The 23,763-nt window shown below is 26.1% G+C and carries 18 protein-coding genes; 2 read left to right on the top strand and 16 right to left on the bottom strand.

Translation table 11 applies throughout. From position 1 onward, the window contains the following. Positions 1 to 214: 214 nt before the first annotated feature. From OW729_RS02350 to OW729_RS02310, 9 genes are all read right to left on the bottom strand, one after another. Complete coding sequence (locus tag OW729_RS02350; RefSeq protein WP_268059814.1) at positions 215 to 1,066, bottom strand: GGDEF domain-containing protein; 852 nt, start codon at positions 1,064 to 1,066, stop codon at positions 215 to 217. Next, entirely contained in the window at positions 1,063 to 1,413 is a 351-nt protein-coding gene (locus tag OW729_RS02345) for a hypothetical protein (protein WP_268059813.1), read from the bottom strand. The genes OW729_RS02350 and OW729_RS02345 overlap by 4 nt, the downstream gene beginning before the upstream one ends. A gap of 308 nt (positions 1,414 to 1,721) precedes the next feature. Continuing rightward, positions 1,722 to 3,434 (bottom strand): methyl-accepting chemotaxis protein, encoded by a 1,713-nt coding sequence (locus OW729_RS02340; protein WP_268059812.1) that lies wholly within the window; start codon positions 3,432 to 3,434, stop codon positions 1,722 to 1,724. A 400-nt stretch (positions 3,435 to 3,834) separates the two neighbouring features. After that, entirely contained in the window at positions 3,835 to 4,152 is a 318-nt protein-coding gene (locus OW729_RS02335) for a carboxymuconolactone decarboxylase family protein (RefSeq protein ID WP_268059811.1), read from the bottom strand. Between the two features lie 75 nt (positions 4,153 to 4,227). Next, positions 4,228 to 4,752 carry a PadR family transcriptional regulator gene (locus tag OW729_RS02330; RefSeq protein ID WP_268059810.1) on the bottom strand — a complete coding sequence of 175 codons (525 nt, stop codon included), beginning with the start codon at positions 4,750 to 4,752 and terminating at the stop codon, positions 4,228 to 4,230. Between the two features lie 170 nt (positions 4,753 to 4,922). Beyond that, a complete protein-coding gene (locus tag OW729_RS02325; RefSeq protein ID WP_268059809.1) occupies positions 4,923 to 6,278 on the bottom strand; it encodes an MATE family efflux transporter in 1,356 nt (451 codons plus the stop codon). Positions 6,279 to 6,283: 5 nt separating this feature from the next. Then, entirely contained in the window at positions 6,284 to 6,715 is a 432-nt protein-coding gene (locus tag OW729_RS02320) for a MarR family winged helix-turn-helix transcriptional regulator (RefSeq protein WP_268059808.1), read from the bottom strand. A 203-nt stretch (positions 6,716 to 6,918) separates the two neighbouring features. After that, entirely contained in the window at positions 6,919 to 7,593 is a 675-nt protein-coding gene (locus OW729_RS02315; RefSeq protein ID WP_268059807.1) for a Crp/Fnr family transcriptional regulator, read from the bottom strand. 410 nt (positions 7,594 to 8,003) lie between these two features. After that, a complete protein-coding gene (locus OW729_RS02310; RefSeq protein ID WP_268059806.1) occupies positions 8,004 to 10,967 on the bottom strand; it encodes an insulinase family protein in 2,964 nt (987 codons plus the stop codon). 221 nt (positions 10,968 to 11,188) lie between these two features. Here OW729_RS02310 and OW729_RS02305 point away from each other — a divergent pair, with 221 nt between their 5' ends. After that, positions 11,189 to 11,875 (top strand): response regulator transcription factor, encoded by a 687-nt coding sequence (locus tag OW729_RS02305; protein ID WP_268059805.1) that lies wholly within the window; start codon positions 11,189 to 11,191, stop codon positions 11,873 to 11,875. Further along, a complete protein-coding gene (locus OW729_RS02300) occupies positions 11,865 to 13,376 on the top strand; it encodes a HAMP domain-containing sensor histidine kinase (RefSeq protein WP_268059804.1) in 1,512 nt (503 codons plus the stop codon). Before OW729_RS02305 ends, OW729_RS02300 begins: the two co-directional genes overlap by 11 nt. Before the next feature lie 435 nt (positions 13,377 to 13,811). Here the strand turns inward: OW729_RS02300 and OW729_RS02295 are convergent, their stop codons facing one another. The 7 genes from OW729_RS02295 to OW729_RS02265 form a co-directional block, all read right to left on the bottom strand. Continuing rightward, complete coding sequence (locus OW729_RS02295; protein ID WP_268059803.1) at positions 13,812 to 15,557, bottom strand: hypothetical protein; 1,746 nt, start codon at positions 15,555 to 15,557, stop codon at positions 13,812 to 13,814. A gap of 188 nt (positions 15,558 to 15,745) precedes the next feature. Next, entirely contained in the window at positions 15,746 to 15,871 is a 126-nt protein-coding gene (locus OW729_RS02290; protein WP_268059802.1) for a hypothetical protein, read from the bottom strand. Between the two features lie 191 nt (positions 15,872 to 16,062). Continuing rightward, positions 16,063 to 17,151 (bottom strand): UvrD-helicase domain-containing protein, encoded by a 1,089-nt coding sequence (locus OW729_RS02285; RefSeq protein ID WP_268059800.1) that lies wholly within the window; start codon positions 17,149 to 17,151, stop codon positions 16,063 to 16,065. After that, entirely contained in the window at positions 17,138 to 18,736 is a 1,599-nt protein-coding gene (locus tag OW729_RS02280) for an ATP-dependent nuclease (RefSeq protein WP_268059799.1), read from the bottom strand. Before OW729_RS02280 ends, OW729_RS02285 begins: the two co-directional genes overlap by 14 nt. A 38-nt stretch (positions 18,737 to 18,774) precedes the next feature. Continuing rightward, complete coding sequence (locus OW729_RS02275) at positions 18,775 to 20,304, bottom strand: deoxyguanosinetriphosphate triphosphohydrolase family protein (protein ID WP_407647620.1); 1,530 nt, start codon at positions 20,302 to 20,304, stop codon at positions 18,775 to 18,777. Positions 20,305 to 20,328: 24 nt separating this feature from the next. Then, positions 20,329 to 21,858 carry a Tn7-like element transposition protein TnsE gene (locus tag OW729_RS02270; protein ID WP_268059798.1) on the bottom strand — a complete coding sequence of 510 codons (1,530 nt, stop codon included), beginning with the start codon at positions 21,856 to 21,858 and terminating at the stop codon, positions 20,329 to 20,331. Continuing rightward, positions 21,839 to 23,737, bottom strand: a complete 1,899-nt coding sequence (locus OW729_RS02265; protein ID WP_268059796.1) for a TnsD family transposase — start codon at positions 23,735 to 23,737, stop codon at positions 21,839 to 21,841. The genes OW729_RS02270 and OW729_RS02265 overlap by 20 nt, the downstream gene beginning before the upstream one ends. Positions 23,738 to 23,763: the final 26 nt, after the last annotated feature.

The raw sequence follows: 23,763 nt of genomic DNA, 5'->3' as shown, positions 1-23,763 counted from the left end.
AAATATAAATTACTTCAATGATATCATAAATTAATCAAAAATGCCTATGCATATAAGTCATTACACTTTTAAATTTAACACTCATATTACCTAAATAATCTTAAATTTTAATAAAAATATATAAATAAAAAACTCCCAAAATCAAAATTTTGGGCAGACTCAAATAAATTTTTATTATATTCAGTTTAATAGTAATTATAACCCATTAACAAATCTAAGCTATATCCATATTTTCAATAATAATTGAGCAATTATTCTTCTTTGCTTTTGTAGATGCTAAGCTAGAAACATTTACTAATTGATTTATTAATTTCTGTATATTTGCTGTTTTTTTATTATTGAATCTGCAACCTGTAATCCCTATTGATGCTGAAACTGGTATATTATTTGGAAATTCAAACTTATTTATACTGTTTATTATTTCCTCTGCTAGTTCTTTACTATCACTTATACAATAAGGAGTTAATATTGCAAATTCGTCTCCTGCATATCTGCACAAATAGGCTTCTAGAGGAGTATTCTCTTTTAATATTTCCGCTATATCTTTTAGTATCCTGTCTCCATTTATATGACCATACTTTTTATCTATATAACCAAAATTATTCAAATCTATAAAAATTATAGCCATGTCTTGTCCACTTTTTATTAAATTATATGCATTATATACCATGTACTCTTTCTTATATAGTCCCGTAAGCAAATCAATATGTTTTCCTAATTCTATCCTTAATGTTGTATTTGTTACAAACCCTATAATATCATTATTCTCTTCTACAAATATAACATTTATATCTTTATTTAAATCGAATATTTCCCTAACTTTCCACACATATGTATTATAATCTACACATTTATATTTACGAGACATAACATCAATAATTATCCTATTGGGATGGGCAGCAACTAGCTCTTTTTTTGTAACCAACCCAACCAGCTTGCCATCCTCATAAGCAGGGAAGCACTCTATATCTTTTTCATAAAAAAACTTTTGAGCCGTTCTTACTCCATTTAAAATGTCAACTTTCATAAAACTTTTATTTGCTATCTCTCCAATTCTTTGTATCATAAGTCTATAGATTTGCTAACATGAAGAGTTATATTTATCTGAGCTCTTATTATCATAGATTCGTTAGCAATACTTCCTCCTTCCTCTATTATCATTGGAATAAATTTATCTTCGGAAATCATATTTAATAGAGACTTTCTTACTACTATTGCCTCTATGTATTCATGTTCAATTCTAATTATTTCATATTGCTCTGGAGAAAGTATATCTACCATTCTTCTTGCCGCCTCTGGTCCAATTGCTGCTCTTTTCCCCACTATTAATACATCTTGCATTGGAGGCACTTCAAACTCTGAAAAATGCATATTTATTTCTGCTTTCTTTGTACTCTCTATTTTACTCTTCATAGATTCGTCACCTTCCTATAATTCAAATATTATATTATCACATTTTGTATAAATTTTCTATTATAGGTATGCTTATTTCATTAAATCAATAATGATTTAGTTTTTACATAAATTCACATATAAATTATCACTATAAATGAAAATAAAACCGCACCACCCTAGATTCAACTATAAAATTTATATCTTATCATCTAAATAAAGGTGATTTTTATATAACATAAAATATCGATTTATAATAGCACATCATCTCCTAAAAAAATAATCCACATTTCTAGTCTATCTTTATCTAGAATGTGGATTATTTTTCTCTATAACTTAAATTTTTGAACAATATTATTTAATTTTTCTGCAATATTGGCTTGATCTTCTGATGCCATTGCTATTTGCTCTAATGCTTTTGTAGCCTCATCAATAGAAATCATTATATTGTTAGAGCTAGAAGCTGCACTTTGAGATGCTAAAGCTATTTCCACTATAACCTTTGATATTTCATCCATTGTGGCACTTATCTCTTCAGACATTGATGCAATATTTTGAGACATTTCATTGACAAATACTGAATCTTTCTCATATGAACTACCTGTATCTATTAACAATTGATAGTCTACTTTTACATTATTATTGATAAAACTTAATAATTTTTCTGCATTATCAGAAAGATTATTAAAAGATTTTTGAACCTTGTTAATTATATTTTTAATATTGTTTACATTCTCTGAAGATTCTTCTGCAAGTTTTCTTATAGCATCAGCTACAACTGCAAATCCCTTTCCTTGTTCGCCTGCTTTAGCTGCTTCTATAGCTGCATTCAATGCTAATAGGTTTGTTTGCTTAGATATATTTGATATAGACTCTGCTATTACTTTTACTTCTTCTACAACTTTACCTTCCTCTATTGCATTTAATACGTTTTTATGATTTTCTTCATAAATGTTATTAGCATAATATTGGGCTTTACATCCGTTTTCTTTAACATCTAAAGCTTTTTCTTTAATGCTTGAGGCTTTCAAACTTCCATCTGATGCTTTTTCTGCTAACTCACCCATTCCTGAAGTAACTTGTTGGATAGATGCGGATATTTCTTCTGTTGTTGCACTAGCATCTTCTGTTCCTTTTACTATTTTTTTTGTATTTTTATTTACTTCTAACATTTTTGAAGTTAACTCTTCTACTGTAGCTGATAATTGTTCACTTCCAGAACTAATATTTTCTGAATGTTCCACAATAGATTCAATTATAGATTTTATACTATCTCTTGATTTATTTAAAGCATTAGCTAATTGACCTAATTCATCTTTATTCTGTAAATCTACTTCTTCAGTTAAATCTCCATTTCCTATGGCTTCAGCAAATTTTACGCTTTTATTTAATGAATTTGAAATATATTTTGATATAGAAATTCCCATACTGAATGCAATTATAAATGCTATTATGCTAGTTAAATACATGCTTCTAGTAACCATTAAATAAGATTTTTTATTAGATTCATAAGCTAATTTTGCCATATTTTGATTTTTAACTATTAGCTCGTCCAAAGAATCTGACATCTTTATTCTTATATTTGTAGCTTCAATTAAATAACTTTCTGCTTCCACATACTTACCATCTTGAACAAATTTGATTAATTTGTTCCTACTTTCCGTATATAAATCTACTTGTTTCTCAACTTCATCCCACATCTCTCTTGCCTCTGTAGAAAGAGGTAGTTTTTCATAGGTATCAATAAGCTTTATATTTTTATTTTTTAAGTTATCAATATTATTAATTCTTTTACTTATGTTTTCTACATTTCTATCGTATATTAACTGTATTATCTCAGAACGAGTTTCAAGTAAATTTTCTTTTATTAAATGTAATTGATCTACACTATATAAATTATAACTATACATCTTTTCTGCATTATCATTTAAAGTTTTTAAACTTACTATACTTATTGAACTTATTAGAACGACTAGAAAAGCTAGAATTGTAAACCCACCTAATAACTTCGTTCTAACCTTAATATTCCTAAGAAATTTCATTGTATTTTGCTCCTTTACTCAAAAATATTACATCTAGATATAGTATCTTTATGTATCGATAGAAAAGTAATTATCTATGTAGTCAAATCTCTAACATTCAATACACATTTACTATATTCTGTAATATTTAAGCAACAATGAAAATCATAGGAATATAGATTCTTATTGATGTATAAAATTATCTTTTAAATTCATATAATTCATGGTTGTCCTAATATTGTATTCATTATACATATATGCCTTTTAGCCCTATAGCTTCTTAATTATTGTTTAATTATTGTAATACTAATTAAGAAAGTACTTATTGTTTCTATATTATTATATTACAAAGAATAATTTTAGTACCTGTTATTTTATAAAAATTTTTTCTATTTTAATTCAAAACTCTTATTTAAATTCTTTATTTATTATCATAGCTTTCTAATGCTATTGGAAGTGATGTGGTTACTATATTTCCTACAGCAGGTAAGCCTACTAATATAGCACTTATTATTTCTTCTCTACTCGCTCCCTTTTCCTTTGCTTGCTTTACATGAAATGGTATACCACTTTCCATTCTTGTTGCTGCTAAAACAGCTATATAAGCAAGTTCCTCTGTTTTTTTATCAAGCCCACTCACATTACCCAATTTTTGTACAACTTCCATCCATACTTTTGCATGTTCTGGTGCTTCATTCATAAAAGTTTGGAATGCATTACTAACTAAAGGTTTATTCATCCTTAAAACATCTCCTTATAATAAGATTATTTTTCTATTTATTGTTTTTGTATATTTCATGTAAAAAATATATTTTTAAAAAGCTTCTTTAATAAACTCATCTATCCAAATTATTTCGCTCTCTATACATGCTATAGGTCTTTCAAATAAAGCTTTTATATGAGGTCTTTGCTTAGCTGTTGGATGATTATCATATTTTTTAGCTATAAAACTCTTTCTCTCTATTAAATTTTCTTTACGATTTATTAATGCTGCATACAATTCCTCTTTTGTAATTAAATAGGAAAATGCCATTCCTATATCAAATTCGCCTGGATCACGCTTATACTCACTTAACATTTTTATAATATATTTTTTAACAATTTCTCTTGTTGCATCTTTTATAAAATATACTTTTCTCTTAGGGGAGCCATATTCTTTTTCATATCTTGAGTCTATTAAATTTTTTCTTTCAAGCTTATTCAGCGAATTGTAAATTGAAGAAAATCCTACCTCTGTCCACTCCCGCATATTTCTTTGTTCTATAATAGATTCAATTTCATATGCATAATAATCTTTGTCATGTAAAAGTAACAATAAGATTATTTCTATTTGAGTCATATTTATCCTCCTATTCTATATATAGAATAGCATTGTAAAATTAATTTGTAAATAAATTTATTAATTAAATTACTTTAGATATGAAAAGATTCTTCTAATCTTTATAATATAATAAAAAAAATTCTAAACTCTAGTACAGTAAAATTTCTGTCTAAAGTCTAGAATCTTTTTTATGCAGCTTGTTTGTTTTCTAAGTTTAATGCTAATTGTTTATTTTTGTATCTAACAAATAGTATAAATCCTATAAATAATGTAGTTACCTCTGTAACTGGTACAGTCATCCAAATACCAATACTTCCAAATAAATTAGAAAGTATAAACAACATACTTAAAACGATAATTAGTGCACGAGATAAAGAAATGCTTACTGCAAATTTAGGTCTTTCAACCGAATAGAAAAAAGCGTCAAATAATAAATTCATTCCCATAATAGCATATGCTAAACCATGTATTTTCAATGCTGAGGCAGTAACAGCTATAATGTGTGTATCATTTACAAATAGTGAACATAGTGGATAAGAAAAGAATATACAAATACATGTAAATATTGCGCCTACAGTAACAGCAAAAATTGATCCAAGCTTAAAAAAATTAAAAGTTCTTTTAAACTTATTTGCTCCATAGCTTATACTCACTAAAGGCTGCATTGCTTGGGAATTACCCATAAAAATTGAGAAGAATATTAAGTTAATATTGGCAATAATACCGTATGCCGCTACTCCAATCTCACCTATTTGCATTAAAATAACTTTATTAAAAGCTATAGTTACAATACCTACTGACATTTCACTAATAAAACTACTAATACCATTAGTTAAAATTCTTAAAAAGTCTTTAATGTTTGGTACAAACTTCATTAGCTTAAGCCCCGATTTCTTACTCAACGAATAACTAAATGTTATTATAAAACTTATTACAGTTGAAATTGCTGTAGCAATCCCTGCACCAAATATACCCCAGTTAAATCCAAAAACGAATAGTACATCTAATATAATATTTATAGAACAACATGCAATAGTTGCACACATTGCAATATGAGGAGCTTTATCATTTCTTGCAGAAACATTCATAAAAATATCTAATATAAAAAATGGAGCAAATCCTAAAATAGTTAACATATATTGCTTTGTCATATGAATAGTATTACTTGTTGCTCCAAGAAAATATGCTATTTTATCAATAAAAATAATTCCTAAAATGGCATAAATAACTCCAACGCATAAAGCACTAATAAATCCCAAGCTATACACCTTTCTTGCATTATCACCTTCATTTTTTCCCTTAAATATAGAATAAAGTGTTGATGAGCCTGTTGCAAAAAGAAAACCTGTTGCATACATCAGTGAAACAGTAGGTGTACTTACATTTAGCGCTGCTAATCCTGGTCCCCCTAAAGCCCTGCCGACACATAATGCATCTACAAATACATAGCCCGCTAGCATCATCATTCCAAATATACCAGGGGCTAAATATTTTAAATATAATTTTTTTTCATTATCTTTTACTAAATCAAAATTACTTTTCATTTCTATCATCCTAACTCTTTCTGTAAAGTCTGTACTACTTTTCTGTACAGCCTATTAAATATCTTTTTTTCCTGATCGCTTAAACAATTAAATGTAATATCCTCCTTTTCATACAATCTAGTAAGAATACCTTCTACATAATCAAAGCCGGTCTTAGTAAGAATAATAAGCTTTCTACGTTTATCTATACTATCTTTTTTAATTTGAATATATTTAGATGACTCTAATTGTTTTATTAATCCAGTTAGTGTTTGTTTATAAATAAACATAGTATCACAAATGTATTTTGCATCTATACCTTCAGGCTGTTGGTAAAGCACATCTAATACTTGAAGTAGAGAATAAGAAATTCCATTTTTTCTACACCATTCATAATAAATTCTAGATTCCAGTTTACTCAAAAGAATATGTTCATTGTATTCTATACTACTTCGCATAAAACACCTCCTTAGATGAATTCTCAATATTAAATAGTACTGTTTCGTACTATATTAATAATAAAAAAGTATGTTGGCACAAAATGATTGTATCCAACACACTCTTTTGAGTATTGTCTAATTGAAACAGGATACTTAATTTAATATCCTATTGATGTTAACACACTTTGAGAAAAAAATATGTACTTTTAAATACATAAGATCTATATTTCCCTCAATTCACTAGAGCATTCATCTAAAAGCCTATCTTTATCTATTATAGTTATATGATTTCGGTATGTTTTAATAATCTTTTTTTCTCGAAGAGTTTTCAAGTATTTAGCTGTATTGGTTCGATTCATACCTATCATAGATGCTAAATCATTTTGAGACAATCTAATTACTCCATCATCACACCCACCAGTTACTAAATATGAATATAAAAAATTACAAATTTTAACTAAACCATCATTAAAAAGAAGGTTAGCAGTATCATACATCAATAAATCCACCATTCTCACAAACCCTTCTAAAAGAGTTTCATACATTTCTGGATTTTCTTTTACGATTTTTGAAAAATATTTTTTCTTAAAAGCCAAAACTTCCACATCTGAAATTGCTAAAATTAACACTGAATGCTCTAAACTAAAGTCAATAGGATAATACAACGGTTGTATGGTTCCAGTACCATGAAAAGAAAAATTTTTCTCATGTCCACTTTGATGTAAGATAGATAATTTTGCCGTTCCGGATACAATATAAAATATAGTATCCATACTATCGTTTATACCGCAAAGATATTCTCCTTTTTTATAGTGTTGTACTTCATGTTCCTCACTATAAAATAAAGATTCATATTTTTTAAAATTATCACTAAAATAATATCGTGGAGCATACATTAACCTATCACTCCTTTTCAATATATTATCCGGATTATAAATCAATCACTTCACTGTATGTGTATTTAAGATTTGTGAATTTATATATCCCATAAACAAATCCTCTTAAAACTAATTTTACTTAGTACTAAGAGGACTAAAAATATAGAGAATTTATCTATATTTTATAAAAATCCTTATTTTAACAATGCTTTTTTATATAACAACTACTTTTTATGTGTATTGTAAATATATCACTCTTCTACTAACCAATTCCTTTTCATATATATTATATCAAAAGAAATATACACATCCAGCTAGAACTTTAAGTATTATACATAATATAACTAATTATTTATAATTTTATATAATTAATGAAAAATTTATCAAATTAGATTAGTTCTTAATTTGCATTCAATAAGTTTTTAAAATTAATCTATAACTAAATTTTTTATAACTTGAAACAAATCTTTTTCGGATTTAAGCTTTTCCTCATTACCAGCAGCACATAGGTTATTCTGCTTAATAATATCATCTATCATACCTGCATAACTTCTTATATCTTCTACTGTAGTTGATAAAATTTCGTCACGATATTTTTGTACATCTTGTTGTGTTCTTCCTGTTATATACATTTCATCTCCCTCGGCTCCCTTGCCCATAGGTCCTTTAGGAAAATCTATCACATATATTGCTCTTGTAATATGTGTTATCATTTCATTTTTATCTGCAGTAAAATTTTTTAAGAAATTTCCCATATTATTAAATGTATTTATAGTTTCCTTTAATTTCGGATCTCTATATGAATACAATACTATAGATGAGTCATCTTTTATAGCACCAGCTCCATAGGCCCCACTCTTTGCTCTAATCTCCATAGTCAAATACCTAGATAAAACTTGCTTAAGTACATCCAATTTACCACTATCTTCATAACCTAACTTTTCAAAATCTCCAGCCTTTGCTATATACTGTACTTTTGATGGTATTGCAAATCCTTCTCTTTTCACTGAATAATCAAATTTATATTTCTGCACTGGAAAAGTACTATGTTTTACTTTATCTAAAAAATTACTTATGGATTTTTCAAAATTATTATACTTGGATTCATCACCAGTATAACTAACAATTAAGTTTTCTTTATCAAATGCTATACTTTTTACTTCATTAAGATTTTTAATGATCTCATCTGATTTTTTATCAAAATTTTTATCTAATTCACATATAAATTGATAGAAAGGTATGCATTTTAAACTATTATATTTCTGAAAATCCGAGGTATATGATTGTGCCTGTTCTCTAACATATTTAAAGATATCTCCTTCTATATCAAATTCAATATTCGCTCTTATCTGCTTAATTAAATTTCTTAAATTATTTTTATCTTCAAACTTACTTTTGTTAGTTATCTCATCCAATAATACAAAAGCATTATCTAAATTATTATTTAATGAAGTAAATGATAATTTTAACTTTGGATAATACTCATCTTTGTTCTTACTACTTTTATAAGCATCTGCACTAATTGAAATTCCTCCAGTATATGTATTTATATCACTGACTAATTTACTTCTATTATAATTTTCAGTATCCACTTTTCCTAAAATATTAGTTAACAGCATTAAATACATTAACTTATTTTGTGGAACCTTATTTGTATCATAATATAAATTTATATATTGAAGTCCATTTGTATACATTAGATGTTTTAATACTGTTGTATCTTTAATATTTTTTACTTCCGTTGGTATTTCTTCTGATTTTTTACTTATATCTTCTAAAGTAAGTGTCTCTTCCTTAGACCCCTTTGACTTTGAAGATTCTTCCTGCCATTTCTTTAATTCTCTATTTTCATTTATTATATTATTTAATTCTTTCTTAGATAAGCTTGATTTATATTTGGCAAGTTGGCTTTTTAACTTCTTTGCATTTTCTTCTTCTAAACCTGGTTTTGGTTTTAAAACTACAAGTGATGAATGATTGTTATTCAATATATATTTTTCAATTAATTTTTCAAAATATCGATTTTTAGCTTTCCCCCTAATTTTCTTAATTTGTGAATTTTTATTAATAGTTCCTAATATGTCCCCTTTATATAGCCATGCACTTCGTACCTCTTCCATATAATCTTGTCCTCTATTTGGTGATATATCATCGTTACGAATTCCCATTTCAAATGAATTAATTACTGAATTTATAAGTTGTTTATCAAAACCTTTTTTTACTATATCATTTAATGAATCATTAACCACCTTAACAAATTTTTCTTTTTGTGATTCATTTGAGTTCATAAGCATTATGCCATATTGCATTTGTAAAGTATCATTAAGAAAATCAAAAACATTTCCTTCTATTTTATTATCTAAAAATGCTTTTTTTAAAGGTGATCCTTCTGCCATAATTAACCTACTTAGTATACATAATCCCATTTTTGTTTCATAATCTGTATATTTACATGTTGCATAATTTAATGATAAATAAGTTGAATTTTTTGTATTGCTTCCTACTGGTGATGGGTAATAATCTTCTACATATTTCATTTTGTCAAATGGTTTTTCTTCATTTATTTCATTATGAAAATGTGCCTTATTAAATTTACTTAAATATTTATTATTTATATTCTGAAGTGACTTTTCAATATTCATATTTCCATAAAGATAAATTAAACTGTTTGATGGAGTGTAATTTTTATTATAAGTTTCTAAGAACTTTCCATAACTAAGTTTCGGTATATCAGCTGGATCTCCACCTGAATTAAATTTATATATTGTGTTTGGCAATAATGACTTATTCATAGTTTTAATTAGTTTTTGTATAGGTGAATCTTTTCCTTTCATTTCATTATATACTATCCCGTTAATTTTCATTTCTTCATTAGGTGAATCTATTTCATAGCGCCATCCATGTTTCATAAAAACCATTTTACTAAGTTTAGGGAAAAACACATCATTTAAACACTTTCCCATCTCATCTTGAAAATCATCTTCTTTTTTAGCTAAAATGTAATATTGCGTAAACTCTGATCCAGTATAAGGATTACCTGATTTTGTATTTGATTCTTCTAAAACCCCATGTTCAATAATATGATTTACACCCGTATTGTCATTGCATAATGTTTTAAATGTAATTCCAAAAACCTTATTATTATCATTATTCTGAAGACAAACTAATTTTCCTCCTGTTTTTTCATGTTCAAATTCATAAACTGTAGAATCCACATCTTGAACATATTTTTTATTCAATAGTTTAAATCCTGAATACAACTTTGAAACTGTAAATTCTGTTTTAGCTTCTTTAGCCAATGCAGTTAAAGAATTAACTCCCAATTGACTCATTCCAAAAAAATAAGCAATTATTGATATAATCACAATTGGAACTTTAAATTTTTTCTTCATACATTGCATTCCTTTCTAAAACATATTATTCTATATCTGTACATACATAGAAATTTTTAAAATGAAATATTCTAGATTGTTTTGGATTAAACAGATATATCTTCCAATTAATAGTATACACATGATTTATGGCAGTTTGGTGTCATACAGTTAAAAACTTTTTCCTTTACTTACATACTTAAGCATTTTTTATGCTATAATTTCAATCGAGGTGATAAATCATGAACAAAACTATTCTTATTGTTGAAGATAAAGATAGGATGAGAGACTTAATTGCCGATTACTTAAAAAGCGAAGGCTTTAGAATTATTGAAGCTATAAATGGCGAAGAAGCACTAAAAGAATTTAAACTAGAAAAAATTCATCTTATAATATTAGATATAATGATTCCTTATATTGATGGATGGAAAGTTTGTAAAGAGGTACGCTCCTATTCAGATGTTCCTATAATAATACTTACTGCTAGATCTGATGAAGATGATAAATTAAAAGGATACGATTTAGGAGCAGATGAATATGTTACAAAACCATTTAGCCCAAAAGTTCTTGTAGCAAAAATTAAAGCTCATCTGAGAAGAATTGATGGTGCAATTACAAAGGGAAGCCAAATTATTAGTATTGGTAATATCTCAATGAACCTTTTATCATGTCAAGTCTATATAAATAACAAAGAAATAAATCTATCTCCAAAAGAATATGATCTTCTTTTATACATGATGAAAAACAAAGGAATTGTATTATCTAGAGATACTATTTTACTTAATGTTTGGGGTGCAGAATATGATGGCGATTTAAGAGCTGTAGATACTCAAATTAAAAGGCTCAGAGAAAAACTTGGTGTTAATGGAAACATCATTTCTACTGTAAGAGGTAAAGGTTATATCATAGAGGTAAAACATGAATCGTAAAGGAATTACATATAAACTATTTAAAATTACATTATTAACATTCATCTTCACTATAACCCTAATATTGTTGGTTCAAGGGTTATTTTTCAAAAGATTTTATGTGCTTACCAAGGAAAGATTTATTGGAAAAAATTTAGATATAATTCAAGATACTTATGGCAATTACATATGTTCTAATTATGGTAGTGACGTACTATTTAAATATAGAGTAGACAAATACGAAAAATCTAATGATGTATATATATGTGTACTAGGAGATAATCTTAAAAATATACAGTTTGAATCTCCATCATTTCATGCTAAATTTGGAAAATATGGTGCAGATGACTTAAAAAATAAACTTAAGTCAAATCTGAAGAATCCTTCAATACTAACTCCTGTTGGTTATCCTTATATTTCTATAAAAATCACAAGTTTGGGAGATGTTAAAACTGAGTTTTTTGTTATAGTTAAATCAGTCTCTGCTCCAAAAGGACCCCATTACTTGGCTGTAGTCCATCCATTGCAACCTATTTCAGAAGTTATGTCAATATCAAAGGAATACTATTTAATTATTTATGCCATAGCAATTATTATAATTATAAGTATATCTTTTATATATTCTAAACTAATTTCTCGCCCCCTCTTAGAGTTAAATACTGTTGCATCAAAAATGTCTAAATTAAACTTTAAGACTAAATGTAAAATTAAATCAAATGATGATGAGCTAGGGGCTTTAGGAAATTCTTTGAATTTTCTTTCAGAAAATCTAGATACTGCACTTACTAGTCTTAAATTAGCTAATGAAAAACTTCAACAAGATATTGATAAGGAAAGAGAACTTGAAAATATGCGCAAGGAATTTGTTGCAGATGCTTCCCATGAATTAAAAACTCCAATCTCCTTAATAAAAGGTTACTCTGAAGGAATCAAGGATGGAATAGCTAAAGGAAACAAACAAGATAATTACTTAGATATAATAATTGACGAATGTGATAAAATGAATATCCTAGTTAATGAAATGCTAGACCTTTCAAAATTAGAGTTTGGGAAAATTGGTCTTAATATTGAAACATTTTATCTAGATTATTTAATTGAAAAAATATTAAATAAACATATTGATCTCATTGAACAAAAAAATATTATATTAGAAATAGACATATTAAAAAACTTACTTGTTTTTGGTGATGAGTTTAGAATCGAAGGGGTAATTACAAACTTTTTAACTAATGCAATTAGTTATACATCTGAAAATCATATTATAAAAATAACTACATACAGATTTTCTAATGAGATAATGGTAGAATTTGAAAATGAAGGTGAACATATTGCTAATGAAGAATTATCTAGGATTTGGGAGAAATTTTATCGAATTGAAAAATCAAGAGATAAAAAACTTGGTGGAACAGGTCTTGGACTTGCAATATGCAAAAATATACTCTCTCTTCATAAAAGTAATTTTGGTGTAGAAAACACACAAACAGGAGTAAAATTCTTCTTCACGCTGAATATATCTGAATAAACTCTTTGTATCTTTGTAAAAAATATAAATTAAAATATTCTAATAATATGAATTCATAGGAACAGCTTTATGTTCAAATTCTATTCACATAAGCCCTCTATTTTATAAGTTGGCATTTATATTGAAACGCTAATTCATGTATTTCGGAACAATACTAGTACCTAGAACTTGACTCTATTTTTCTTTAAGTTTTATCAAATAAAAAATCCACATCCTGCATAAATTTTATGCACAGATGTGGATAATGTTGGTTTGAAAAAAAGTTTGATCAAAATATTACCTATAACCGTTGATTTTGTGTAAATAAAAAGAACTAATTTTGAAAAAAAGTTTGATCAAAATTTAGTTCTTTAATTTTTTATGTTAATTTATTTTTGTAAAAAAGTTTGATCATTTTTAATAACTAATACAAAAATTTATTTATCAATTAATCTATTATATATCTTCAATCCATTTTTCTAAATTATACTGTTCCTTTAAGCTATCATATACATTAACATGTGTGCCTGCTTCATTATTGTTTTTTAATATTGCATTAGTGTAACTAAACAAAGTATTCACAGTTCCATCCATCTTATTCCTTTTAATTTTATCAATAGTAATAGTTAACGCTTTTATAATATCAGTTAAACTAAAATAATTTTCCCAATCGTATAATGTTTTTCTTATAGTCTCATCAGTCTTCAATTCTGGATAATAATAAGTTAAAAATTCAAAACTTTTCAAATTATTATTGTCTAAATAGTCAACTTCAAATGTTATAGTTCCATCAATTAATATTTGATTTTTTGTCATAATATCATAACAGTTGTCACACAAAGCAATTAAATTATTTAAATTATTTATATTTTTATCAGAAGTCATATAAGCAATTTTTAGTGGTCTTCCTGTTTCTCCACAAGTCATACATGTATAGCTTTGTCTTTGAAAAACTAAATATCTAATGCTAGAATTAATATCTTTAACTACCATTAAATTATTTATAGTTTCCAAATTATTAATCAATATTTCAGGCACAAAAATATAATTTTGCTCTTCAGACAATAATACGAAGTTTTGCTTCATTAATTTTCTTATTATTTGCCTAGCAACTAGTATTTTTGTTTTATTTATTAAATCATAAATTATAGGTTCTTGAGGTATATATCCATACATAATAATTTCTTTATCTTTAAACCTATATGTACTTTTTTCCCCACTCTCTTTAGCTAATTCAATTATTTTACTTAACATCATTTTCTCTAATCTATTACATGCTTTTATCCTTTTAAATAATTCACTCCATACTACCATATTATCCATTTCTAATACGTGATTTAAAAAATCTAACGTATCACTATTTTCTAAACTTGTTATAATATTTTCTTTAGTAAATAATACATCTTGCTCTTTTTTGATTTCTAAAGCTTTTTCAATCAATTCTTGTTCCTTAGCTTTAATAGCAATCATCATTGCAGCTCTTTGTTTCCATTCTTTAAAATCTTTAATAGTATTCTCTATATCATTACTAATATAATTGCATTTATCACATTTAATTTCATAGCTAAAAGTATCATTATTCTTTTTAAGGTAAAGTTTTTCCTGACATTTAGGACATTTTATATTATTTAAATCTTTTTCAATTTCTTCTATTTTTTCTTCAAATCTTATTTTTTGTTCAGTAATTCTCTCCATTTCCATCTTTGCTTGTTCTATTGTTAATAAATCTGATTTACTTACTTTTTTATTACATTGCTGACACTTGAATATAAATCTCCCCTCTAAATCACTTTCAATTTCAAAAGAATCATTAAAACATTTAGGACAATAATTTTCTAAACTATCAATTACAATAGAAACTATTATTTTTTCAATCCTATTATAAGGTATGGCAAATTCACTTATTAAATTTTCTATAGGAGAGTTATTGTAATACATTTTTAAAAGTTTTATATATTTATCAGTGGGATATGCCTTAATTATATCGCTAAATGCTATTTGTTTAGATACATTATATTTTTCCTTTAATTTGTTAACCGATATGTTGGTATTTTCCCAAAACTCTTGTGAAAATTTCACAAAATTCTCCTCTGAATTGTTTTCTAAATACTTTTGGATATTTACTTGTTGTTTGAATTCCTTTTTTATTTTTTCAAAATAGTTATAAAAATCATACTCCTGTATGTACTTACTTATATCCATTAATATCCCCCATAACTCTTAATGTAAAATCATAATACCTTTATTTAAATATAGACAACTTAATATTACTAAATGAATAAAAATTTATTTATATAATCTAACTTGTTAAATTCACTAATAATAAAAATATACTTCTACTATCTATTTGCATAAATATTAATATCAGCTAGAAAACTTCTTTATATATACTAATCCTTCATCAACAATTTAGTTATTTCTTCATTTAATGTTTTAATGCTTAATTTCTCAAATTCTGGTTTATCATAATCAAATTCTATTTCTTCACATAAGTCTTTAATTGTATTAAATACCATGTGTCCTTGCTCTTAAAAAATTAGATTATGCAGAATTTCTTCCTTAATATTTACAGAAAAACTATATTTAACATAAACTATTAATTGTTCAGTTAGTTTTTATTTATGAATTATAGGTATTAGCTCATACTAATCATTGTTATTCTTAAAATCAATACTTTCATAATCTTTTATCATATATATTCGCTATGCTATATATCATTTACATTAAACCTATTAATTCCCTGTACTCTACATACTTCATCATATAAAATTCCAATACTATATCTAGCTCTTGTAAATGCTACATAATATTTTGCTTTAGATGCTTCTAAATTTGAGTAGTCTCCAGTTTTTAAAAATTTCTTCATTGGTCCATTAGGAATTATGAGCACTCTTTCAAAGGTAAGCCCTTTTGAAGCTCCAAAGTTTAAAATATTTTCACTATTAAATTTACTTCTTCTATCAAACCTTAGCAATTGAGGATTAAACTTTTTTATATACTTATCTGCATCTTTTTTATTTATAATAAATACTCCATCGTGCCCTGTAATTTTATAATTTTTAGAAATTGTTTTTTCCATTTCAGGATATAAAGAATCAGCTAAATCGCAAATTATCTGATTAGATCTAAAGCACTCATTTTTATGATAAATAGTACACATATTGTTATTCTTCCATTTTATAAATAAATCATATATATTGCTTCCCTTATACTTTTTATTTTTACAAGAATTATTTGTTGAATATGTCGCTTGTCTAAGATCTCCTACTAATCTAATATTTATTCTTGATTTAAATAACAATTTTAATATATCAAAATCATAACCTGCTAAATCTTGCACTTCATCTATGTAAATCCTATCATACATTAGTTCTAATCTATTTATTACTGCTCCATTTGCTTTTTCATTACATTCTTTAACAAACAAAGATATCTTATCTGTATAAATTTCTTCCCCATGTTTAAAATAATATTTTTCTACATTTTCCTTTTTTACAAATCGAGTTGATGTTTTATTAGTAAAAAATATTGTTTTAATTCTTTTCTTTTCATATAAATAATTTTGATATGGTCTTACACCCTCACTTAACAAAAAAGAAAACCAACTCTGAATCTTTACATTGTTAGGAATAACTCCATGTATTTTTATAATTTTTTTCTTTATTTCATTAAGATTATCAATTGTATAAGTCAATATTAATATTTTTTCATTTTTTTTACTCAAAGAATCATTTGCTATAAAAGTTGTTTTACCTGAACCAGCAGCTGAAATAATCACCTTATTATTTAATTGCATCTTGTATATACTCCGGTATCTTTATATCTTCTTTACTTTCAAATATTTTTAATGCACATTCAGTCTTATTTGTAGTCATATAATGGATCATGTCATCTTCTGAAGTTTTGTTTATTCCAAATACTTTATTCAGGATTTTTAAATTGTTAACTTTATAGATTTGAGGTTCTAGTGTTTTATATTTTGTATCGATATCATAAAATATATTTATATTATTAATCTCTTCATACTCTTTATATTTTTCTTTTAAAGCCTCTATATTTCCATCATTATCAGTAACCACTTTAATTGGTTTACCTAATAGTTTAGCTATTTCTAAAAATCTTTTAAATGATAATCCTTTAACCGTTATTACGTCTGTTCCATCTTCTATTGGTAGTTTTCCATATTGATTAAGATATGCTTTTTGTATTATTAGCTCATCTGATGGTCCTTCACATAGGATTGGATTTTGTGATAATAGCATTCTTAAAGTATCATATCCTGGCAATTTTTTAAAATACTTTTGTGTATCTTTTTTCAATAATGATAATTCCATGGTTTTCTTATTTTTATTAAATAAAATTAAATTTTCTAACCCCAATTTATTGACTACATATGTACTATGAGTTGTTAGAATTAATTGTTTACCACTACATTTAGAACTTATGCCTTCTATTAATTTATTCATATTAGAAAATGACAAATGATTTTCTGGTTCTTCTATAAGAATAACACTTGAATCTTGTGCTTGAGTTTCTAATGCTAATCTCATTTTTATAGAACTTTGTTCTCCTTGACCAGCATAATTAAAGGGTACTTCGTCCAAATATGATGTTAATGCTGATTCCCAATTTGTTTTTGCAGATATATCTACAGCTACTGCTAATTCTTTGTTAGTTATATTTCCTTTTATCATATTTAGCCTTTTATTTATACTTGAAATTGACTCTTCTGCTACAAAAGATTCTTTCAATTTTCTATAACTCAATGATAATTGTGCTTTTTCTTTGTCTTCTAAAATATCATTTATAATCTTAGAAATGTATTTGTCCGTACTATTTGTTAACTTAATAGCTGACGTATCTATATATGTACAATTTATAGGAATACTTCTATTCGTTATTGAATTATATGCAAATGAATACCATTTAACTTCATAATATTCTATAGGTATAGTTTTTATCTCATTTGGATCTTCAATGTATTTTTCATATTCATCTACATATGCTTCATTAAATTGAATAGATAAATGAATTCCTGGACTATTTTCTTTCTTTATGTTATTGCTACCTCTTAACGCTTGTACATCTTCTGTCTCTTTTAAATATAATTCAATTACAATCTTAGGTAATGGAATTTTTTTGCCATTTTTTAATGATTCTATATAATTATCTACCACTTTAGTATTAAATAAATATGGTGTGAGCTCATATATACTATTTCTATCATTAATTCGATTAGTAAGTCCTAAATTAATAGCTTCTAATAAAGTTGTTTTTCCAACTTCATTATCTCCAACAATTATTGAAATATCATTTGAAAAACTTAATTCAAAATGTTCAAAAGACTTATAATTTTCTATAACTATTTTTTCAATAATCACCTAACTACTCCTTTTTTTTGTATTTACATATTTTTTAGCTATACTATATTGTATAACTTTCTATGTTGTTCTATAGCATACTTATCTGTCATACCTGCTATATAATCACATATTGTTCTTAATAACTCAATTTTATAATTTATATATTGAATTTTGTCTTCTTCATCTTGCCCCCTATTAAAATGATACTCTGATAATATATTTCTTAATTTACCTACATTATATTCACTAGAATTTTCATATTTACGCCTCTCTAAATTCTTTTTATCTTCTTTATATAAATTTTCAAACAATTTAACTATAGTCTTATCTGGTAATTGCTGAGGGCTTATAAGATATGCTTTAAATAGTTCTTTTATTATATGTTGTCCTACTGCATCCATTGTCTGTGCCTTATGTGAATTTAATATTCTATTTCTTAAAAATTCTTCTAATTTCTTATCTGTTTCTTTCATAAAGTCACTATATGCAACTATATCTTTATAATTTTTCACTTTATTTTTGATATTATAAAAGTCTTCATTGTTTTTGATATTATAATATTCAACAAATTTTCTAAAATTATTTTTTGTATTATAAATAATATCTGTAGTCAATACATTTACAATAAATTTTGAGAACTTAGGTTTATATAAGTCTACAGAACCCTTATCTATAGATTTTTTTATATCTTTAAAATTTCTTTTATGATCTTCTATAGATTCTAATAGTTCTTGCAAACCATTTAAATTTTTTTTCTGAACATTTTCCCTATATCCATTAAAATTAAATATTTTACCTAATTGTTCATATAATTCATTTTTATCTATTATATTATATTCTAATGCATCTTCAATATCATGATGTCTTTGTGCTACTTCATCTGCCAATGCAACTATCAAACCTTCAAAGCTCCATTCTTCCTTTATCTGTTCATATAAATTAATATTTTTTATCTTCATATTTCTATAAAAACTTAATGAAGCCTCTTCTTCTAACTTTACATTACATTCTTTGTCTTTTTCATGTCTAAAAAGGCATTTATTGTTCTTATCTTCCATTTTGCATTTTTTATACTTCATTTTACTATGATTTAACATTCCCCATAAAGTATAATTAGTTAAATTCATACTAGACTCTAATTCAGCTGCTACTCTAATAGATTGCCAGTTATGTTTAAATCCTTTCATTTTTTCAATATCACTTAACTCATTGAAATCTCTTATTTCATAACAACCACTCATTATACTATTAAGCATTCTTTCTCCTACATGTCCAAATGGTGTATGTCCTATATCATGCCCTAATGCAATCGATTCCGCTAATTCTTCATTTAATTCTAAAGCTTTTGTTATAGTCCTCGCTATCTGTGCAACTTCCAAAGTATGTGTTAGTCTTGTTCTAGCATGATCATCATTTCCTGCTAAAAACACTTGTGTCTTACCACTCAATCTCCTAAATGCTTTTGAATACATTATTCTATCCCTATCTCTCTCAAATTTACTTCTTATAGGATGTTTGTCTTCTTCCTCTATTCTTTGTGCATAATTATCATTTGCAGCTAAACAACTATATGTGCTCTTACTCATATTTTATCCCCCTCTATGCAAAATTTATATCAATTTATTGTAAATATAAGTTTCTTTATCATTAACACTTCTTTTAATATGTTTATTTCTATAAATATCAATTCCCATTTGTGATATCTTATCCATAGCATAATTACTCCACTTACCACTTTCATCAACTAATCCCAATAATATTATACTATAAATCATTTTCCAATTCATCAATATATTACCTTTCAACAGTAACATCGACAACGCTTTATCTTCTCTTTCTACCTCTATCAAACTACAAACTCTACTATCCATCATAGTTATTTTCCCAATAGCATATTTTCTCTTTGTTATTCCATCGCTTAATCTTGAAAATCTTTTACCTTTTCTTCCTTCAGGTAAGTCTCCAATTATTACTTCTACTGATTTTATATTATGTCTCTTCTCTAACAGCTTTAATATATCTATAAATTCCTCTAATTCTCCTTTTTCTTCTACATTTGCTATACTAGTAAATTCTAATCCTCTAATTAGCTTTTCTCCACCTTCATCTGCTGTAGTTCTTAGTTGTCCATTTTCCAAAATATATTTTTTTGTATTTTCATCTTCTCTTTTTCTTTTAACTTTTCTACCACTTTTTACCCTATTTATTTTAGGAACCTTTTCGTATTCATGACTAATTAAGAAAGTATTTAATTCTTCCGAAGTCTTTGTTGATCCATCTGCTTCTGAATCTAATTCCCTATCATTTATTCTGTTCTTATTAACGTACTTCCTTTTTTTAGTTTCATTTGTTGTTTCTGATTCTTCTAAACTTGTATGATATATATTTATTTCTTCAGCATTAATTCTTTTCTTTTTAAGAGATACTATCTCTAATACTCTAATATATTTCTCCTTTTTCTGAACTCTTGCCTTTATGTTAAATCTTTCAAATAGAAATTCACATTTTAATTCTTCTACTCCCCACATATTTGCTCCTATACTATTAAACATTTTAAATACTTTAGGATTTGTAAGTAACCATGCTAAATGACTTATCTTTTCATTTTTTAATAGATTTTGTTCATACTGTGAAGTAAAATGGATACTTAGTTCACTTCCTTCTATTTCATAAGTAAAGTAATTTTCTAATGTATCCATTTCCAATATCCTATTTAGCATAAATCTATCTGGTGCTAAAACAGCTCTTATTATTTCAATTACAGGTATTGTGTATAGAATACGGTTTTTAAAAAAATTAAATGTCTTTGATTTTGTTTTATCTTTAAATCCACTTCCCCAAATTTCCCAATCTCTTTCATTATATTCTGCTTTAACACCATTCAAATTTATATCCATCATATTTTTATTTTCTAAAATTGCCCCGTTGTTTAGATTTCCATCTGTATAGTATTTATCTACTGATAAAAAATGTATATCAGCCCAATCTAATGTGATTTTCTTTGTAGCTTTTCCCCCTTTAAAATATGTATTAACCATCCATTTATTATTTTGCTTAAATGGTTCTCCAATCCATATTAATTTAGCCTTTTCCCCTTTTTGAAAAGGCCATTTTACTATTTCAACTCCCTTTTTTCCCATACATATCCCTCTTATCTTTTTTATTTACATAATGTATTATATAGCTTTTTATTTTTTCAAAGTCCTTACTTCTAATGCCTGCACTTCTCTGTATTTCCCAAAGCCTTATACATTCATCTTTTTCATACATAGTATCTATTATCTTTTTGCATCTTCTTATTTGGAACTCTTCCACAGTCTCTATTATTTGATTTAAATACTTTTTTGTTTTAGGTAACTTGTTGATATTTTTTTCTAAAGTAACAAGTATTCCTGCTGATTTTCCTATACTAGACTTTGTTATTCTAATAGGAGAATCTTTACTTAACAGTTCTTTATATTTAACTTTTATCAAAGCCACAAATTCTATATCTCTTTTATCCCAATCTACCTTTTTATTACGATTAATACTTTTACTTTTTAGTGGTAAATTATCCTCTAGCCACTTTTTATCATTCCTATATAAGTACATATATTCTTTTTTACACATATTCCTTATTTCAGTTCTTGTTGCTGTGGGATTAGTTACTCTAGTATTTAAAATGTGCTCTTTATATATTGTTCCTATCTTACTTTCAACTACTTTTTCTTCAGCTTTTATAGTATTATTGTGTCTTTTCAAATAGTTTGTGGATAATAATGTATCAAACTTTAATATAGTTTTTGGATCACAATTCATAAGTCTTGCTAACTCTCTAAGTCCATATTTTTCTTCTCTCAAATATTCTCTTAACTTATTTTCCCACACCTTACCAAATTTCTTTATTCTACCTATCTTGTATTTATCTTCTTCTAACTTATCAGGTCCTTTTCTAGAATATACAAAACCACACTCACAACTAAAGGTACCAACTGGTAATCTACTTTTATAATCTTCCGTTATTTTTAATTTTTTTACTACATTCAGTTTATAATGCTCCGCAGCACTATTTAAACAAGTCCATGGTCCTTTACCAAATGGATTATATTCATTATTTATCTCGTTAAAAAAATTTTCTATATTACCTGATAAAAAATTTATCAATAATAAATGTCTTATGGGATGTACTGTTCTTTTTAAATTTCTTGTTACTACTCTAAGCCAATTATATTCATCATCATTATCTATATTAGATTCCATTAGTTCCAAAAATCCCTTATCATAAAAACTTATAAATTCTTCATATAACTCTCTTTGTTTTATCCTCTTACTTGTAGTAGTTAATTCTTTTTCATATAGTAAGTTCTTATATCTATCAAGTATTTTTTCTTTATATATATTATTTAAATCTGTTTGAAGTAAATAATATGCATCCTTTGATATTTTGTATAATTTATCATAATATTTATCATCTACTAATCTTATATTTCTCAAATCTAATAATTTTTTATCTAATCTTATGAACTCTATCCTACTGCAATTGCTTTTATCCAAAGGATATTTTTTTAATTCTGCTGCATCATGTGGACAAATAAACACTCCTTGCAATTGATGTTCTCTATGAATGTATGGCTCTCCATACTCCTGTATTTCCTTCTTTGCACAACAAGCACAATAATATATAGCATCCTTTTTACATATGCTGCCTGCTACCATTCCTAATTTAGTGTAAAGTCCACCACCATCCTGATATTTAATTTCTTTTAAAAGCTCCTTCTTTCTATCCTTAGGTAAAAATGGACTATAAAATGGGAATATAGTATGATTTTTTATTATATTTTCTGCTGTATATCTATCCCCTAAATTTTTAGCTAAAATATCAATATTACTTCCTATCTCCAAACTAGGTATAATACTCCTTTTTCCAAACAATTCTTGTAATGTATCTTTATAATCTACGTTGCCTGTATAATAATGATATCTTGCTATTGCAGAATATATAAGTTCGTCTTTATAAGGGTCAGTAAAAAAATGTATCATTATATTGCTCTCCTTTTAAAATACAT

The sequence above is a fragment of the Clostridium brassicae genome (assembly GCF_026738875.1).
Classification (GTDB): Bacteria; Bacillota; Clostridia; order Clostridiales; family Clostridiaceae; genus Clostridium_H; species Clostridium_H brassicae.
Note: the sequence above shows the minus strand (reverse complement) of the source record. Positions and strands in the feature narration are given on the sequence as shown.

Excerpts from the sequence above, each read along its gene's own strand:
- OW729_RS02325 (WP_268059809.1), bottom strand. The coding sequence starts at position 6,278 with ATGAAAAGTAATTTTGATTTAGTAAAAGATAATGAAAAAAAATTATAT.
- OW729_RS02345 (WP_268059813.1), bottom strand. The coding sequence starts at position 1,413 with ATGAAGAGTAAAATAGAGAGTACAAAGAAAGCAGAAATAAATATGCAT.
- OW729_RS02300 (WP_268059804.1), top strand. The coding sequence starts at position 11,865 with ATGAATCGTAAAGGAATTACATATAAACTATTTAAAATTACATTATTA.
- OW729_RS02275 (WP_407647620.1), bottom strand. The coding sequence starts at position 20,304 with ATGAGTAAGAGCACATATAGTTGTTTAGCTGCAAATGATAATTATGCA.
- OW729_RS02310 (WP_268059806.1), bottom strand. The coding sequence starts at position 10,967 with ATGAAGAAAAAATTTAAAGTTCCAATTGTGATTATATCAATAATTGCT.
- OW729_RS02330 (WP_268059810.1), bottom strand. The coding sequence starts at position 4,752 with ATGACTCAAATAGAAATAATCTTATTGTTACTTTTACATGACAAAGAT.
- OW729_RS02305 (WP_268059805.1), top strand. The coding sequence starts at position 11,189 with ATGAACAAAACTATTCTTATTGTTGAAGATAAAGATAGGATGAGAGAC.
- OW729_RS02270 (WP_268059798.1), bottom strand. The coding sequence starts at position 21,858 with ATGGGAAAAAAGGGAGTTGAAATAGTAAAATGGCCTTTTCAAAAAGGG.
- OW729_RS02335 (WP_268059811.1), bottom strand. The coding sequence starts at position 4,152 with ATGAATAAACCTTTAGTTAGTAATGCATTCCAAACTTTTATGAATGAA.
- OW729_RS02265 (WP_268059796.1), bottom strand. The coding sequence starts at position 23,737 with ATGATACATTTTTTTACTGACCCTTATAAAGACGAACTTATATATTCT.
- OW729_RS02285 (WP_268059800.1), bottom strand. The coding sequence starts at position 17,151 with ATGCAATTAAATAATAAGGTGATTATTTCAGCTGCTGGTTCAGGTAAA.
- OW729_RS02295 (WP_268059803.1), bottom strand. The coding sequence starts at position 15,557 with ATGGATATAAGTAAGTACATACAGGAGTATGATTTTTATAACTATTTT.
- OW729_RS02290 (WP_268059802.1), bottom strand. The coding sequence starts at position 15,871 with ATGGTATTTAATACAATTAAAGACTTATGTGAAGAAATAGAATTTGAT.
- OW729_RS02340 (WP_268059812.1), bottom strand. The coding sequence starts at position 3,434 with ATGAAATTTCTTAGGAATATTAAGGTTAGAACGAAGTTATTAGGTGGG.
- OW729_RS02320 (WP_268059808.1), bottom strand. The coding sequence starts at position 6,715 with ATGCGAAGTAGTATAGAATACAATGAACATATTCTTTTGAGTAAACTG.
- OW729_RS02350 (WP_268059814.1), bottom strand. The coding sequence starts at position 1,066 with ATGATACAAAGAATTGGAGAGATAGCAAATAAAAGTTTTATGAAAGTT.
- OW729_RS02315 (WP_268059807.1), bottom strand. The coding sequence starts at position 7,593 with ATGTATGCTCCACGATATTATTTTAGTGATAATTTTAAAAAATATGAA.